Annotated in this window: 16 protein-coding genes and 1 tRNA gene; 10 read left to right on the top strand and 7 right to left on the bottom strand. The window is 39.4% G+C overall.

Going from position 1 to position 15,114, the window contains the following annotated elements; translation table 11 throughout:
- Genes ACO1QW_RS02885 through ACO1QW_RS02860 form a run of 6 tightly spaced genes read left to right on the top strand, consistent with a single transcriptional unit; the run spans position 1 to position 5,861 of the window.
- On the top strand, positions 1-876 hold the full coding sequence (locus ACO1QW_RS02885; RefSeq protein ID WP_486255508.1) for a GDP-mannose 4,6-dehydratase: 876 nt from the start codon (positions 1-3) through the stop codon (positions 874-876).
- Positions 873-1,985 (top strand): glycosyltransferase family 9 protein, encoded by a 1,113-nt coding sequence (locus tag ACO1QW_RS02880; RefSeq protein WP_486255507.1) that lies wholly within the window; start codon positions 873-875, stop codon positions 1,983-1,985. Before ACO1QW_RS02885 ends, ACO1QW_RS02880 begins: the two co-directional genes overlap by 4 nt.
- Positions 1,982-3,253: a glycosyltransferase family protein gene (locus tag ACO1QW_RS02875; protein WP_486255506.1), complete on the top strand. Its 1,272-nt coding sequence runs from the start codon at positions 1,982-1,984 to the stop codon at positions 3,251-3,253. The genes ACO1QW_RS02880 and ACO1QW_RS02875 overlap by 4 nt, the downstream gene beginning before the upstream one ends.
- Positions 3,254-3,255: 2 nt before the next feature.
- Complete coding sequence (locus ACO1QW_RS02870; protein ID WP_486255504.1) at positions 3,256-3,840, top strand: acyltransferase; 585 nt, start codon at positions 3,256-3,258, stop codon at positions 3,838-3,840.
- A complete protein-coding gene (locus ACO1QW_RS02865; RefSeq protein WP_486255503.1) occupies positions 3,841-4,983 on the top strand; it encodes an NAD-dependent epimerase/dehydratase family protein in 1,143 nt (380 codons plus the stop codon).
- A gap of 2 nt (positions 4,984-4,985) precedes the next feature.
- A complete protein-coding gene (locus ACO1QW_RS02860; protein WP_486255501.1) occupies positions 4,986-5,861 on the top strand; it encodes a glycosyltransferase family 2 protein in 876 nt (291 codons plus the stop codon).
- Here ACO1QW_RS02860 and ACO1QW_RS02855 read toward each other — a convergent pair whose 3' ends face one another.
- Both ACO1QW_RS02855 and ACO1QW_RS02850 read right to left on the bottom strand, forming a co-directional pair.
- A complete protein-coding gene (locus ACO1QW_RS02855; protein ID WP_486255499.1) occupies positions 5,862-6,977 on the bottom strand; it encodes a glycosyltransferase family 4 protein in 1,116 nt (371 codons plus the stop codon). It lies immediately after the preceding gene.
- A 1-nt stretch (position 6,978) separates the two neighbouring features.
- Complete coding sequence (locus ACO1QW_RS02850) at positions 6,979-9,486, bottom strand: YfhO family protein (RefSeq protein ID WP_486255497.1); 2,508 nt, start codon at positions 9,484-9,486, stop codon at positions 6,979-6,981.
- Positions 9,487-9,593: 107 nt separating this feature from the next.
- On the opposite strand from ACO1QW_RS02850, the gene ACO1QW_RS02845 reads away from it, so the two are divergent.
- Both ACO1QW_RS02845 and ACO1QW_RS02840 read left to right on the top strand, forming a co-directional pair.
- Entirely contained in the window at positions 9,594-9,869 is a 276-nt protein-coding gene (locus ACO1QW_RS02845; RefSeq protein WP_486255496.1) for a hypothetical protein, read from the top strand.
- On the top strand, positions 9,866-10,663 hold the full coding sequence (locus tag ACO1QW_RS02840; protein ID WP_486255495.1) for a queuosine precursor transporter: 798 nt from the start codon (positions 9,866-9,868) through the stop codon (positions 10,661-10,663). Before ACO1QW_RS02845 ends, ACO1QW_RS02840 begins: the two co-directional genes overlap by 4 nt.
- Positions 10,664-10,735: 72 nt before the next feature.
- Here ACO1QW_RS02840 and ACO1QW_RS02835 read toward each other — a convergent pair whose 3' ends face one another.
- The 5 genes from ACO1QW_RS02835 to ACO1QW_RS02815 all read right to left on the bottom strand — a co-directional run bounded on the left by ACO1QW_RS02835 (position 10,736) and on the right by ACO1QW_RS02815 (position 14,522).
- The gene (locus ACO1QW_RS02835) at positions 10,736-11,191 is read right to left on the bottom strand and encodes an NUDIX hydrolase (protein WP_486255493.1); all 456 of its coding nucleotides are present in this window, start codon (positions 11,189-11,191) and stop codon (positions 10,736-10,738) included.
- Positions 11,192-11,204: 13 nt separating this feature from the next.
- The gene (locus ACO1QW_RS02830) at positions 11,205-12,143 is read right to left on the bottom strand and encodes a magnesium transporter CorA family protein (protein WP_486255491.1); all 939 of its coding nucleotides are present in this window, start codon (positions 12,141-12,143) and stop codon (positions 11,205-11,207) included.
- 26 nt (positions 12,144-12,169) lie between these two features.
- On the bottom strand, positions 12,170-12,742 hold the full coding sequence (locus ACO1QW_RS02825; RefSeq protein ID WP_486255489.1) for a DinB family protein: 573 nt from the start codon (positions 12,740-12,742) through the stop codon (positions 12,170-12,172).
- A gap of 31 nt (positions 12,743-12,773) precedes the next feature.
- Positions 12,774-13,553, bottom strand: a complete 780-nt coding sequence (gene dapF, locus ACO1QW_RS02820) for a diaminopimelate epimerase (RefSeq protein WP_486255487.1) — start codon at positions 13,551-13,553, stop codon at positions 12,774-12,776.
- A gap of 93 nt (positions 13,554-13,646) precedes the next feature.
- A complete protein-coding gene (locus ACO1QW_RS02815) occupies positions 13,647-14,522 on the bottom strand; it encodes a nucleoside phosphorylase (RefSeq protein WP_486255485.1) in 876 nt (291 codons plus the stop codon).
- A gap of 51 nt (positions 14,523-14,573) precedes the next feature.
- Here ACO1QW_RS02815 and ACO1QW_RS02810 point away from each other — a divergent pair.
- Positions 14,574-14,647 (top strand) — tRNA-Cys (locus ACO1QW_RS02810).
- A gap of 52 nt (positions 14,648-14,699) precedes the next feature.
- Positions 14,700-15,098: a hypothetical protein gene (locus tag ACO1QW_RS02805; protein ID WP_486255484.1), complete on the top strand. Its 399-nt coding sequence runs from the start codon at positions 14,700-14,702 to the stop codon at positions 15,096-15,098.
- The last annotated feature ends 16 nt before the right edge of the window (positions 15,099-15,114 follow it).

Below are 15,114 nucleotides of genomic sequence, written 5' to 3'. Positions count from 1 at the left end.
ATGAAAGCGATCATATTTGGAGCTAATGGACAGGATGGATTTTATCTTCAATCTCTGCTTCAACAGCAGGGAGTAGAAGTGATAGGTATATCACGCAATGGTAATTATTTAAAAGCCGACATAACGAAATTCGATGAAATGCAATTGTTGGTAAAAGAACATCAGCCTGCATTTATCTTCCATTTAGCCGCCAACTCTACTACACGGCACGAAGTTATGTTTGAAAATCATCAAACTATTTCAAGCGGCACATTGAATATATTAGAAGCGGTACGACTTCATTCGCCGCATACAAAAGTGTTTATTTCAGGAAGCGGGTTGCAATTTGTTAATCACGATCAACCGATAAAGGAATCAGATCCTTTTGAAGCTAGAGATGCTTATTCTGTTAGTCGAATTCAATCCGTTTATGCGGCCAGGTATTTTCGCAATAAGCATGGCGTGAAAACTTATGTAGGCTATTTCTTTAATCATGATAGCCCGAGAAGATCGGAGAGGCATGTGGCACAAAAAATTGTAAAAGCAGTTAAGCGAATCTCTTCTGGTAGTGACGAGCGTCTTATCATTGGCGACATCAAGACCATTAAAGAATGGACGTTTGCTGGTGATGTAGTAGAGGCTATTTGGTGTCTTGTGAACCAGGATAAAGTGTTTGAAGCCAATCTTACTTCGGGGATTGGTTATTCAATTGCCGATTTTCTGGAAGAATGTTTTTCGCTTGTGGGAAAAAACTGGAAAGATCACGTGGATATTGAAAAAGGATTTGAAGCAGAGTATAAACAGTTGGTTTCAGATGCATCAGTCATACAGTCATTGGGTTGGAAACCTAAAACATCCTTAAAGCAGTTAGCACAACTCATGTTACAGCAAGCATGATTAAACAAACAAAAATTGCACTTATCCAACTTTTCTCAAATGGAGATTGCTTATTTGCCACAACTGTAGCCCGGCAAATTAAACATGATCAACCTGGGTGTGAATTGACATGGATCGTTTCGTCGAAGTGTAAGAATTTGCTGCACAATAATCCCGATATTGACATTATAGAAGAGGTTGTTATTTCAGATGTTTTGGAGAATGAAAAAGTCTTTGAACGAGTGGTAAAAGATGCTTTAGAAAAAAAGAGCAAGGGATTGTACGAAGAGGTAATAATACCTCAGTTACTTGGTAGAAACATGAAATATTATGATGGCACTATTTGTTCATCTATTTATCGGAGTTCAGGCTTGAATATTACGGTGAAAACGGCACCGGTTTTAGTTTTATCGGCTGAGGAAAAAGAAGCTGCGGAAAATTTTGCCCGGCAACATCAATTAACAACATTTCAAAATGTTGTGTTGTTTGAATGTGCGCCGCAAACAAAGCAACTGCACCTAACCGACGAGATCATCTTTGACTATTCACAAAGAATTTTAAAGGAACCCGGCACTTGTGTGATCTTGTCAGGCCCGAGATCCTACAACTTCAATCATCCCAATATCATTGATGGCAATACATTGTCCATTCGTGAAACGGTTGCCTTAACACATTACTGCTCTTTGTTACTGGGCTGTTCCAGCGGTATCAGCTGGGCTGCAACCAGCATAGCGGCAATGCCCTTGCCGATGGTGCAAATATTAGCTCCTGACGCTTACTATTTCAATCCTGTTTCACTAACTTTTAAAAAATTTGGTAAGCCTGCAGATAGATTAATTGAATTGATTCATTTCGATAGCTCAAAACTGGAAAAAGTATTTAGTGATATATTTCATAAAGGATTTGCAGAAGCGCAAAAGACGCATAATCAGTATGTGAAACCCCAGTTCCGATTGTATCGGGGTATTGTTCATCAGTTTTTAAAAAGGGGACAATTGTCTGAAATTGCTACTTTCGTCCGGGTTAATATCAAAGAAAATGGGTTCAATATTTCAATGTTGAAATATATGTTCATGGGCCTTTTATTATTTCCTATTCAAACGATCGTTGATCAAACAAAAAAGAATTGAACGCCATTTTTACCATAGTTGCAAAGAATTATACAGGGCTTGCACAAGTGCTGGAGTCGTCCGTGCGTAAACATACGGATGCCGATTTTTTTGTGATCGTGGCAGATGAATGGAATGATGCAGCGCATTTGCAGCAATCGCTTCAAGCAAACATACTTGTTGCCAGGGATGTTTTGAATATTTCTGCGACGGAGTGGGAGCAAATGGCTTTTAAGTATAACCTGGTTGAATTTTGTACAGCAATTAAGGCGGCAGGCTTTGCGTATCTTTTTACAAAAGGATATGATAAGCTACTTTATTTCGACCCCGATATATTTGTATTTAATCCACTCCAGGAAATATTTGATCAGTTAAATAACACATCCATTTTAGTAACTCCGCATATTCTCAATATACAAACCCCGTTTAAAGGCAATTACGAGGATTATTTGTTTTTACTGAATGGTACTTTTAATCTTGGTTTTATTGGTTTGAAGAAATCGATAGCGACAGAAAGTTTCCTGAAGTGGTGGCATCATCGTTTAGTAAATCATTGTTTTTTTGATAATGACCAGGGCACAGCTACTGATCAAAAATGGATCAATTTACTCCCCGCTATTTTTACCGATGATCAATATTGTATTTCCCGCCATCGGGGTATGAACGTTGCTCCCTGGAATTTTCATGAGCGAAAAGTAGTGGTAGAGAACGATGTTTATTATGTGCAGAATAGAGATGAAGGGAATGCAGACAAAACTCCATTGATCTTTGTTCATTTCTCCGGCTACGACTATTCTCAAATTGGCAGCGGACAGGTTGTGCATAAGAATGAGATGAAAGACTATGCTGATCTTCAACCCGTATTTGAAAAATACGGTGAAGTTTTGGCAGGTAGTCAATTTAAAGCTTATGTTGGTTTAAAGTATTCATATAATACATTCGATAATGGAACAGGTGTTTTGAGTTTGCATAGGAGAATGTATCGACGTTTGTTGGAATTGAATTTGGCAAAAGGGAATCCTTTCTCCACTAAGCAGGGAACCTATTTTTCACAATTGCAGAAAAAAGGATTACTAGACCACTCACCAGTATCTGCTGACAAGGTGACCAACAAATCGGTTAAAAATTTCAGTAAGAAGTTCGCTTATGTACATTTGTTCTTTACCATTGTAAAGAAGATTATCGGCATACGCAGGTATAGTATGCTGATTCGATTCTTCCGCAGATATTTTACTGAAGAAAACCAGGCATTTCTTGTAGAAAATGAAGCAGGGAAAACATTAAGATAAGCATGTTTGAAAAAATATTTTATCGTCTTTTCAAATACCCGCTTTTCAAACTTCAGTTAGGAAGTATTGGAGCTGGCAGTAAATTGCTGCAACCAACTATAACGGGGGGCAAAAGAATATTTATCGGCAGAAATGTTTTTGTACGAAAAAATACATGGCTGGCTGCAGAACCCGTTACTGGTGATGCTAATTGCAGGTTGGTGATCGGCGACGGAACCTATATCGGCAACAACTGTCACGTGTATGCTTCTTCATTAGTTGAAATTGGCAGCAAGGTATTGATCGCTGATAAAGTTTACCTGAGCGACAATGTACATTCATACGAAAATATTGCTGTCCCAATTATTGATCAGCGGGTAAAACAAATAAACCCGGTTGTTTTAAGGGATGGTTGCTGGCTGGGAGAAAATGTATGTGTGATTGGTGCTGTAGTAGGAAAGAATAGTGTGATAGGAGCTAATTCCGTTGTTACTAAAGATATACCTGATTATTGTGTGGCAGTTGGTAGCCCGGCTGTTATCATCAAGCGTTATAATTTTGATACAAAGCAGTGGTGCAAAACAGATAAAGAAGGTCAATTTATTTAAATGAGCAAACGTAAAGTTTTAATTACCGGCGGTGCTGGTTTCATTGGGTCGAACCTGGCGTTGCATTTGTTGCAAAAGGGGTACGAGGTAACGGTGCTGGATAATCTATCCGAGCAGATACACGGTGCTGATGCTGAAAAAACTTCTCCTTTATATCGTTCAATAAAAGATAAAGTTCAATTTATAAAAGGAACAGTTACATCTGTTGATGATTGGAAAAAAGCAATTGCTGATAGTGAAGTGATCGTTCATCTTGCTGCTGAAACAGGTACGGGTCAGTCGATGTACCAGGTGAGCAAATATGTGGATGTGAATATTGGCGGGACAGCCATTATGCTCGATTTGCTGGCAAATACCAAAACCAAGGTTAAGAAAATTGTGATCGCTTCCTCTCGTGCTATTTACGGTGAAGGAAAATATATATCGAAAGAGTTAGGTATTGTTTATCCCGAACATCGCACTGCTGCTTCAATGGATGCGGGAAAATTTGAAGTGACGCATCCCGGTGCAATAAGTCCGTTGCAATTAACGGCAACAGATGAGGAATCTAAAATTCATCCTTCATCGGTATATGGAATTACAAAGTATAACCAGGAGCAAATGGTGATGACTGTTTGTTCTTCTATAGGTATTGCCGCTGTAGCCTTTCGTTACCAGAATGTGTATGGGCCGGGTCAATCGTTAAGTAATCCTTACACAGGTATACTTTCAATTTTTTCTACCCTTATCAAAAACAATAAGGCCATTAATATTTTTGAAGATGGCAAGGAGAGCCGTGATTTTATTTTTATTGATGATGTGGTAAAGGCAACTTTTCTTGGAATGGAAAAGGATGAAGCAAATGGCCAGGTGTTTAATGTGGGAACAGGAGTTGCTACTACCGTTGAAGAAGTAGCTTCTTTGTTGGTTGACTATTACAATGTAAAGGTTCCTTTAAAGGTAAGTGGTAATTATCGCTTAGGCGATATTCGTCATAATTATGCTGACATATCTAAGATCAGCCAGGTACTTGGATTTTCGCCCGAAATTGATTTTAAAACTGGTATAAAGAAATTTACTGATTGGGTGAATGAACAAGAAATACAAAGTAGTAAGTACGACGAATCGATTCGGGAAATGAAAGCAAAAGGCTTAATGAAATGAGCATGGCGAAAATTGGATTAGTTACCGTATTGTTTAAGAGTGATGAAGTATTAGACGGATTCTTCAAAAGTGTATCGAAACAAACACATAAAGATTACATTCTGTATCTCGTAGATAATTCGGTAAATGAACAATCAAATAAAGTAATTGGTGATTGCTTGCAGAAGTATCCTGTTACTGCATGCATGCATATCAAAAACCCTGGTAATGAGGGCGTGGCAAGAGGAAATAATATTGGTATTCAGCAGGCGCTTAATGATGGGTGCACACATGTTCTTATTCTCAATAACGATATTGAAATTGAGCAGGAAACTGCATTTGCTTCTCAATTGCTGTTGGCGGAAAAAGGAGAGAAGATAATTGTTCCCAAAATTTATTACCCCGACAGAACTATTTGGATGGCGGGTGGAGAAATGAATAATTGGCGGGCGCTCGGTTTGCACTACGGTTTCAACAAACCTGATGCAGAAGAATACAATGTTCCGAAATACATTACCTACGCACCTACCTGTTATATGTTGGTTGAAAGAAGCGTGTTTGATAAGGTAGGCATGATGGATGAAAAATATTTTGCCTACTATGATGATACTGATTTTGTTTTCAGGGCATGTGCTGCTGACTACAAATTATATTACGACCCAACTGTAACGATCATACACAAAGTATCTCATTCATCGGGTGGCGATTCTACATTTTATATTTATTACTCCAACCGTAACAAACTATATTTTATAAGAAAGAATTTTTCAGGTTTTCTGAAATACTTTGCTATCTGTTACACCTTTATCACCCGTATTTTTTTCTGGTTACGATTCACAAAACAGCAACGAAAGAAATTAGTAGAGGCTTTAAGAGAGGGTATGGTTTATCCCGTTTAACTAAACTGTCGTGATGGCGCTGACTACATGCTTAGCTATATGTTGCCAGTTGTAGTAGTTATAATAGTCAGCAGGAGTATTGGATTGCTTTTGTGCAGTTTTTTCAATTGCTTTTGCAAACTCATCCCAGTCATTATCATCTACTAAAATTAATTTATCAACTGTTACAGAAAGTTCGATGCCAGTAGCGCCGGTTTTGGTTGAAACAACGGTTGTGCCACAAGCAATAGCTTCTATCATTTTTGTCTTCACACCTCCGCCACTTTGCACAGGGTTAAGAAACAAATCTGCAGCTTTAAAGTAAAGATCAATATCATCAACAAAGCCTGCATAATAAACCTGCTGAGTATTCCATGCTTTCAATTCATTTAATTCAGCTGGTAAACGTTTGCCTGTTACGAGGATATTATATTGAAGCCCTTTCTTTTGCAATAGAGGGTTTATCTGCTCAAGTATTGCCCTTAATGCATCAAGATTTGGCTTGTAATCAAGCAAACCATTAAATAAGAAAATTGGTTGAGCGGTATCAAGTTTATGAATCTTACAAACTTTTTGTTTGCTTTGCAGTTTGTCAGCAGGCATTTGTTTCTGCGTTATGCCATAAGGAACAACAACACATTTTCCAGATGAGAGATTGAGCTTTGTGATCATCCATTGCCTGTCGTCTTCTGTTATGCAAAATATTTTATCGGCTTTGCGTAAAACAAAACTTTCATACCATTTTAAAACGGGCCACCAGCTCTTATTTAATGTCCTGAAGCGTTCGTACTCGATATTGTGAGTATGCACAATAAGGTTCACCTTGCAACTCATTTTTAACACTAATCCAAGCCAACCGAGATAAGGGTGCTCAATGATCACAGTGTCTATCTGTTCTTTGTTGATCAGTTTTTTGATGCGAAAGAAGGATCCGATATCTACATAGCGAAAACGACTCTTTTTTAAAACGGGATGCAAAGTATAAGTGTCAGCAAGCTTATTATCATTGTCTGCAGTGCCTGCAACATGCAAAACGCATTGCTCACCCAAATAATGATTGAAATGAGCAATGAGTTTTTGTCCGCCGGAGAAATAGGGAAGATAAGAATAGGGGACAATATTCAACACCTTCTTCATCTTATCGCTGCTTGCTTGTTTTCCAAGCCATGAACAAGCCGCCAAGTACGATCAAATAAACGAGCAATACAGAAATATAGGATAAGGTATTGCCCAACTCATATGATTTTGGTTCGAAGCGGAATTCAATTTTATGTTTACCTGAGGGAACTGCTAATCCCCGCAGCGCATAGTTTGTTTTAACGATCTCAGCTTTTTTGCCATCGATAAATGCATTCCATCCTGCCGTGTAATATACTTCACTGAATACGGCAAACTGGTTTGTTGCTGCATTAGATTCATAGAGAATAATATCATTTTTATTTTCGATCAATTGGATGCTGGCGGTAGAATCGGCATTGGGTTCGCTTGTGATCAATGATTTGAATTTTGTTTGCACCACTGCTGTATCACGGAGGTTGGTGCTATCAAGCGCTTTCATTTCTTCTTTTCCATTTGCTACGTACTTAATTCCTTTTACAAACCATACCGGGCCAAATGCGCCTGGGTTGGTTTGTGCAATTGGTTGACCGTTCTGCGGGTTCTGCACAATAACATATTTTGTATTGAGCATATTCAGCACTTGTATATTGTTTCTTCCTATTTGGTGTTCAATCAGATCCTGGTAGATCTGCAACTTAGCAGGATGATAACCTCCAATAGAATTGTGATGATAAGCTGTTACTGACTCGTTGGTAAAATCAACAGTTGTATTTAATACACGATAATAACCTTTATCCTGTTTGATCATCTTATCAGCTTCCGTCATAGCAAATGAGTTGTCAAAATCAGAAGGCTCAACAAAATTGCTGTCGTTCAAATAGCGTTTGCCAACGGATAACAAATCGATGGAGCTTAATGCAAGCAAGATCAACATGGCAGGTAATGGTTTCAGCTTTTTATTTCCTGCCAACCAAAGCACAACCAATGCTAATGCCATAAATAGAAGCGAGCGGAAAAGATCGCCTGCAAACAATCCTTTGCGATCAGCCTGTATAGCCGTGGTGAAACTTTTTCCAAATTGTTCAGCCTGCTGCTGCATGTCAGCCGTTGGTTGCTGTCCTTGACTCGTTGCCTGTTGAAGCATGGCGCTCGCCATACTTTCCTTTAAACGGGCATCAGCTGGTGAAACATAATCAAATGAAAAATAGAGAACACCAAGTATTGCTGCCACAGCTACAGCTGCAATAGCTGTTTGTTTAAATACTTTTTTAATTCGCTCAGCACTGTTGTTACCAAACAGTAAATTATTAACAGCAATTACCGCAAGAATAACAAAACAGAGTTGCGGCATTACTAAACCCATTGACGGGGCACGGAATTTTTTATACAGGGGAAGATAATCGAAAAGAAAATAGTTAATGCTTTCCAGGTTTTTACCCCACGCCAAAATAATTCCAAAGAAGCCTGCTGCAAACAAGCTCCATTTAAGCCAGCCTTTTTCAAAGAACATCGCAAAAAGAAAAAGTAACATTAACACTGCACCAAAATAAACCGGGCCGGAAGTTGGTTGTTGTTGTCCCCAATATGAAACGCCATTTGCATATTGCAATGCCTGGTCTTCAGGATAACCAACTTTTTGTATTTCATCTGCAAACTGCGAAGTTTTATATTCATGACCACCGTTGCTGCCACCATAAATGCCCGGAACAAACAGGGTAAACGTTTCAGCAATACCTACACTGTATTTAAATGCATAGTCTTTATCTAGCCCACCGCTTGTTGTATTTTTATCAGTTGTTTCTTTTAACTCACTTACACCACCACGCATACTCTCTTTTGCATATTCCCATGTTGTGAGCATACCCATGGCATTTGTTCCCAACGTGATAATCCCAATGATCGCTGCAATAGCTGTAGCTTTTAAAGCAGTTGTGATTTCCTTTTTCTTAAAACTGTCAATAAAAAAGCCAACAGTAATAACACCTAAAATCAAGATAGTATAGTAAACAATCTGTAAGTGATTTGTGCCAACTTGCAAGGCGAGTCCTGTTATTAAAGCCACACTACCTAGCCACCACTTCTTTTGGAACAACAATAGTAAACCTGCAACTGCCAAGGGAGCATAACCTATAGCAAGCATTTTTGTGTCATGCCCTGCCCCGATAATAACGGGGTCGTAGGTTGAATATGCATACGACAATGCGCCCATGATCGCTATCCAAGGATTTATTCTCAGTACCAGTGCTAATAAATAAAAACAGATGCAAGCCAGGAAAAAGAAGTTGATAGGTTTTGGCAAGCCTAACGTAAATACATAGGTGAATAATTGTAACGAAATGTTGTGGGTTCCTTCTAACGCTATCTGGTAGGTTGGCATGCCGCCAAACATGCTGTTTGTCCACTTAGGGAAATGACCAAGCTGTTCCTTTTTTTCAAACGACTGTTGCGCCATTCCTCTCCAGCCAATATTATCATGAGCATTCAACACCTGTCCATCTAGCGCAGGCTTACAGTAAATGACTGCCACAATAAGGAAAATAACCACTGCAATAATGTGAGGTAACAACTTTTTGAAATCAAATTTCATGTGAAGATTTTTTATTTCTTTTTGCCTATGTAATTGCGATCTAAAATTTTCAGTTTCAGTGAGGCAAAATAATGGTATTTTGGGGGATTGACAGCATTTTTAACGGTATGAACGGATTTTTGTTTTTCAGCAAGGTGGCCTTTATTCTCAATGTATTATTCTTTGTTTCCGTAGGGTTTCAGTATGTGCGTGTTGATCTGCCACAATCGGCGGCTTCTGTATTGGTAATTGGCGGATTATTCCTGAGTTTGATTGTGAACCTTTTTATCAACACCTGGTTTATTGTGCTGCTAATAAGCAATAAAATTGAGCTGAAAATGAAAAGTATTTTCTTTATAAATCTTCTGGTGCTTATCATTCAATTATTCATCTTTTTTATATGATCAGGCAGATACTTTCCGATAAATCAACCAAACTGTTTCTTGTGCTGGGTGGATTCTTTATTGCTAATGCGCTTATTGCAGAGATCATTGGTGTGAAGATATTTTCTTTGGAAAAAACGCTTGGATTTAAGCCAATGGACATAAACCTGTTTGGAAATGCATTGTCGGTGAACCTAACAGCGGGTGTTTTATTATGGCCTGTGGTATTTATCATGACCGACATTATCAACGAATATTACGGGATGAAAGGGGTTCGGTTCCTGTCATACCTGACTGCAGGCTTAATTACGTTTGCGTTTATTATTTTCTTTTTTGCGATGCGACTTACACCCGCCGATTTTTTTATTACAAGCAAACAGGGTAGCGGTGTGCCGGATATGGAAAAAGCCTATAACAGTGTGTTGGGCCAGGGCGGATTTATTATCATCGGTTCATTAACAGCTTTTATTCTGGGTCAGTTGATCGATGTGTTTATTTTTCATCGTATTAAAAAAGCAACAGGGGAGAAAAACATTTGGCTAAGGGCAACCGGATCCACACTGGTGTCTCAATTTATCGACAGCTTTGTCGTTTTGTTCATTGCATTTTATATCGGCACAAGAGTGAATCAGCAGGGAAATGATTTTGTATGGCCAATGAGTTTGTTCCTTGCAGTTGGTCTTGTGAATTATATCTACAAATTCATTGTTGCAATTGTTCTTACACCGGTTATCTATCTGATTCATGGTGTCATCGAAAGATATCTGGGGCATGAAAAAGCTGCTGAGATGAAACAAGCTGCAATGGGGGATTGAGGAGGGGTATTCTTATTCGCATCTCGACTACGCTCGATGCATTAATCAACTTCCTTCGACTCCGCTCAGGACTCAATGTTTCTCCTTCAACATTTTGGCAACTACCTTGTCAATAGGAAGCGTAAGTATATCATCGTTGAAATTATCCCAATCAATTAAACGGATTACTTCTGATTCTCCCATGGGATTTGCTACTTGTTGGGGCGTAAAGTCGAAAGGTATTGTTTTAAACGGGAGTGTGATTGGCTCCAATGGTTTTACATAATAGTAGATAGATAATATCTGGTGTGCGTTATTGAATGCACTTTGTTGGTAAAAATCAGTTGTGTATAAATGATCGCCTATTTCAGAATCAATAAACAGCTCTTCTTTTATTTCACGTTTTAAACAATCTCTCGTGCCTTCGCCAATTTCTAACCCACCACCCGGAAATTTAGTAATGTAAGCGCCACGAATAAACTCATCACTCACTAATACTTTTTTATCATCGGTCATTATAATGCCGTAAACACGAACAGTCAGTGTCATAATTATTCAGCTATTAAAATAGTTTCTTTCTTAAGAAGTAAATGCCCAGCAGCAGTGAAAGGCCAAGCGATATTAAAATAGGAAAGTAAAATGCAAAAGCAGAATGGGCGCCGGGTATAGGTACATTCATACCATAAATACTTGCCACCAACGTAGGCAATTGCAACATCACTGTAACCGAAGTTAAACGCTTCATCACCTGGTTCTGGTTGTTGCTGATGATGCTGGCAAATGCATCCATCGTGGAGCTCAGGATGTTGGTGTAGATATTGGCCATCTCCAATGCCTGGCTGGTATCAACAATAAGATCCTGTAAAAATTCATCTTCCTCTTCGTTCAACGAAAGGAAATTGGTGCGTTGCATTTTCATCAACAGCATTTCATTACTTCGAAGTGCCGTTACAAAATATACAAGGCTCTTCTGTATACGCATCAGGTCGAGCAATTCTTCATTCCTGTTGGCATCATACAATTTCTGCTCTAACAAATTTCTTCGGTGATTGATCTCTTTCAAAAACTCCATGTATGCCTGCACCACTTTTTCAAAGATCTTCAACACCATCATATTCCGTTTATCCGGATGACGGTTTTGAAAAGTGTTCAGGAATTTTTTGATGGCACCATTATCAAACGAGTTTACCGTTACGATCTGGTTATGTGTAAGAATAATACAAATAGGAATGGTGATGTAAAATGCATCGCTATCGTTAAAGGAATTGTTTTCTGTTGGCGTTTTAATCACGATGAGCTTTACGTTATCCTCCAGTTCATAGCGGGAACGTTCATCAATATCCAGTGAGTCGGTTAAAAAGTCAAGGGGAATATCTAATGAATCTGCAATTTCTGTAAACTCCTCCTGCTTCAGCGGTGGTACAATATTTACCCACGCACCTGATTCAGGTCGTTCGATGGCAAGTGTTTTGCCCTGTTCGTTTTTGAAGAATTGCAGCATAGCGGCGCAAAGGTAAGTGGCCGCCCCTAATCCACGGTTGAAAATTCGATGGCTTCGTTTTTCCTGTGACGGATGGTTTTGTAATGATGCGTGTTATGAAACAGGTTAAAATAAAGTAGTTCACGGATGGTAATAAGACCCAGTACAGGGTGTGGTACCTGGTAGTTGTCCATTGAATCATCTTCCCAGTAATATCTTATTTGGTCGAGAAATTTGGTGCAGATATGTTCAAACCGAAGAATGAGTTTTTCTTTAGCGCCTTTCTCTTCTTTAATAATGGGGATGTACCGCTTATCTTGTTCATAGCCTTTATCGAGTTGTTCGTAATAAACCTGTAACAACTCCTCGTATGAACGTGATGCATGATCGGCTTTACCAAATTTCCATTTTAAAAAGAATTTTGGCGCAAACAAACCAAGCCAGCTTTTATGAAGACTTAACGAAAGGTGCTCAAGATTTTCTGCAACAGACCATTGCTCTGATTTATAAAAAAACAGAGATTCATCCATTTGCCGGCACTGCTTGACGATGTCGTCAATGGTGTTTTCAGCATGGCTGATGATCTGAAATTTGTTTAAATGATAGCGTTTGGCAATCATCGGGTGCTGGGTTAGGGTTTAGGATTTTGGATTAAAGTTCGATCGTACCCGAGAAGACAAATGTGGCGGGGCCACAGAGCCAAATGTTTTCGAAAGACGAGTCGGATTTTTTTTCAAACTTCACTTTCAATTCTCCGCCCGGCGTAAGGATCTTTTTTTCCTGTTGCCCGATAGTGTTGCTGCTGGCTGCTATTGCTGCTGCTGTAACACCTGTACCACAACTCAGGGTTTCGGCTTCTACACCCCGTTCATAAGTACGTACGCTGAGAGCATCGTCGTGAAGCTGAACAAAATTAACATTGATACCCACTTCTGAAAAAGGGGGTGAATAGCGAATGCGTTTGCCTTCGTCAAAAACTGCGGTTTTTGCGATATCTTTTTCCCAACGGATGTAGTGAGGTGAACCTGTATTCAAAATAGTATGGTCTTCAAATTTTTGCACCTGGTCAACGTCTTTCATCTTCAGTTCAACCCAGCCATTTTCTTTTACCAATGCTTCGTGAAACCCGTCTGTAGCAAGGAATTCAGCCGTTTTATCAATCACACCCTGGTCTTTGGCAAAGGCCACCAAACAGCGCCCGCCGTTGCCACACATGCTACCTTCTTTGCCATCGGCATTATAATAAACCATTTCAAAATCATAGCCTTCTTTGAGTTGCAGCATCATTAATCCATCGGCACCAATGCCAAATCTGCGGTTGCACAAATAGGCTATTTCTACGCTGGTTAATTGCGTAAAATTACCAGCACGATTATCAAGAATAACGAAGTCGTTGCCAGTGCCCTGGTATTTATAGAAAGGGATGGTCATGGATCAGTTTAATGTTTGATGTTTTAAGTTGAAGGTTAAAATTACAACTTATTAAACTGATGCTTGTTTGTTGGAGTGCCTGAGAAAGTTAAATCAGATGCTTGCAACGATCTCCAGTGATTTCTTAATAAGATTTTCAACTGCTGCACCGCCATCCTTACTGAATTCCTTCTTAACACGGTTGGCTACTATGGCGCTGATAGAAAGACATTGATGCCCCATCATTTTACCGAGGCCATAAATGGCAGAAGTTTCCATCTCAAAGTTGGTAATTCGGTGCTGTCCAAATTGAAATTGTGTTAGTTGATCGATGAGGGCTGGGTTGGAGAGACCCAAACGCAGTACTCGTCCCTGCGGTCCATAAAAACCGGGGCAGGTAACAGTTATACCATGATGGTAGCCCTCCACGAAATGTTTGAGCAATTGAGAGCCAGCTCCTGTAATGTATGGGTAAGATAAACTGTCTTGCAGTTGCGTGTGAGTAGTAAAAGCCTGCAGCAATTGTTTTTCTTCTTCATTATTATCATGGCGATAGAAATGCATGAGGTTGTCGATGCCCAGGCCATGTGTTGAAACCACAAACCCGTCAACGGGAATGTCAGCTTGCAAAGAGCCCGAAGTACCAAGCCTGATAATATGGAGTGAAGTCAATTTAGGTTTGATGCTTCTTGTTGCGAAATCAATATTCACCAAAGCATCAAGTTCGTTCACCACAATATCAATATTATCGGGGCCGATGCCTGTAGATACTACGGAAATGCGTTTGTTGCCGATATAGCCGGTGTGTGTAATAAATTCACGGTGTTGCAGTGTATGTTCAACCTTGTCAAAATGTTTGGAAACTTCTTTTACACGATCGGGATCGCCAACGGTGATAATGGTGTTGGCCAATTCATCAGGCGTTACATTCAGGTGGTAAACTGCACCTCTGTTATTGATGATCAGTTCACTTTCTGCAATTCTTTGCATAGTTCTTTGGGAGTATTTACCCGAATATACTACATTTGCACCTCACAAATTGGTCCTGTGGCCGAGTGGCTAGGCAGAGCTCTGCAAAAGCTCGTACAGCGGTTCGAATCCGCTCGGGACCTCCAAAAAAAATAAAAAGCGTTGGAAAACTTCCTGCGCTTTTTCTGTTTAAAGATTATGCGTTATTCAAATTACATTGGTATTGCTGCAGGAGTGTTAATGATCATTGCAGCCACGTTTACCTGGATATATATACCCTCGATCAATGCAACATATTCAGGTTTTGGATCAGCCACATTTAATAAGTTTGGTAAGCCCGCAATGATGAATGTGATTTTGCTTGTGATTGCATTTGTTTTATTTCTCGTGCCGAAATTATGGGCCAAGCGTGCCAACACTTTTGTTGGTGCTATCAACTTTGCCTGGGCTTTGCGAAACCTTTTACTACTTTCTACTTGTCGCAATGGTGAATGTCCACAAACTACTGCATGGCTTTATGTTTATTTTGCCGCATCTATTGTGGTGTTGGTAATGACTGTATTGCCTGATATGAAAGTGATTGAAAAAAAGAATTAGGAATTTGGATTTAGTA

The organism is Lacibacter sp. (genome assembly GCF_057361365.1).
This window is presented reverse-complemented; position numbering and strand designations above follow the sequence as displayed.

Excerpts from the sequence above, each read along its gene's own strand:
- ACO1QW_RS02885 (WP_486255508.1), top strand. The coding sequence starts at position 1 with ATGAAAGCGATCATATTTGGAGCTAATGGACAGGATGGATTTTATCTT.
- ACO1QW_RS02880 (WP_486255507.1), top strand. The coding sequence starts at position 873 with ATGATTAAACAAACAAAAATTGCACTTATCCAACTTTTCTCAAATGGA.
- ACO1QW_RS02870 (WP_486255504.1), top strand. The coding sequence starts at position 3,256 with ATGTTTGAAAAAATATTTTATCGTCTTTTCAAATACCCGCTTTTCAAA.
- ACO1QW_RS02865 (WP_486255503.1), top strand. The coding sequence starts at position 3,841 with ATGAGCAAACGTAAAGTTTTAATTACCGGCGGTGCTGGTTTCATTGGG.
- ACO1QW_RS02860 (WP_486255501.1), top strand. The coding sequence starts at position 4,986 with ATGGCGAAAATTGGATTAGTTACCGTATTGTTTAAGAGTGATGAAGTA.
- ACO1QW_RS02855 (WP_486255499.1), bottom strand. The coding sequence starts at position 6,977 with ATGAAGAAGGTGTTGAATATTGTCCCCTATTCTTATCTTCCCTATTTC.
- ACO1QW_RS02850 (WP_486255497.1), bottom strand. The coding sequence starts at position 9,486 with ATGAAATTTGATTTCAAAAAGTTGTTACCTCACATTATTGCAGTGGTT.
- ACO1QW_RS02845 (WP_486255496.1), top strand. The coding sequence starts at position 9,594 with ATGAACGGATTTTTGTTTTTCAGCAAGGTGGCCTTTATTCTCAATGTA.
- ACO1QW_RS02840 (WP_486255495.1), top strand. The coding sequence starts at position 9,866 with ATGATCAGGCAGATACTTTCCGATAAATCAACCAAACTGTTTCTTGTG.
- ACO1QW_RS02835 (WP_486255493.1), bottom strand. The coding sequence starts at position 11,191 with ATGACACTGACTGTTCGTGTTTACGGCATTATAATGACCGATGATAAA.
- ACO1QW_RS02830 (WP_486255491.1), bottom strand. The coding sequence starts at position 12,143 with ATGCTGCAATTCTTCAAAAACGAACAGGGCAAAACACTTGCCATCGAA.
- ACO1QW_RS02825 (WP_486255489.1), bottom strand. The coding sequence starts at position 12,742 with ATGATTGCCAAACGCTATCATTTAAACAAATTTCAGATCATCAGCCAT.
- dapF (WP_486255487.1), bottom strand. The coding sequence starts at position 13,553 with ATGACCATCCCTTTCTATAAATACCAGGGCACTGGCAACGACTTCGTT.
- ACO1QW_RS02815 (WP_486255485.1), bottom strand. The coding sequence starts at position 14,522 with ATGCAAAGAATTGCAGAAAGTGAACTGATCATCAATAACAGAGGTGCA.
- ACO1QW_RS02805 (WP_486255484.1), top strand. The coding sequence starts at position 14,700 with ATGCGTTATTCAAATTACATTGGTATTGCTGCAGGAGTGTTAATGATC.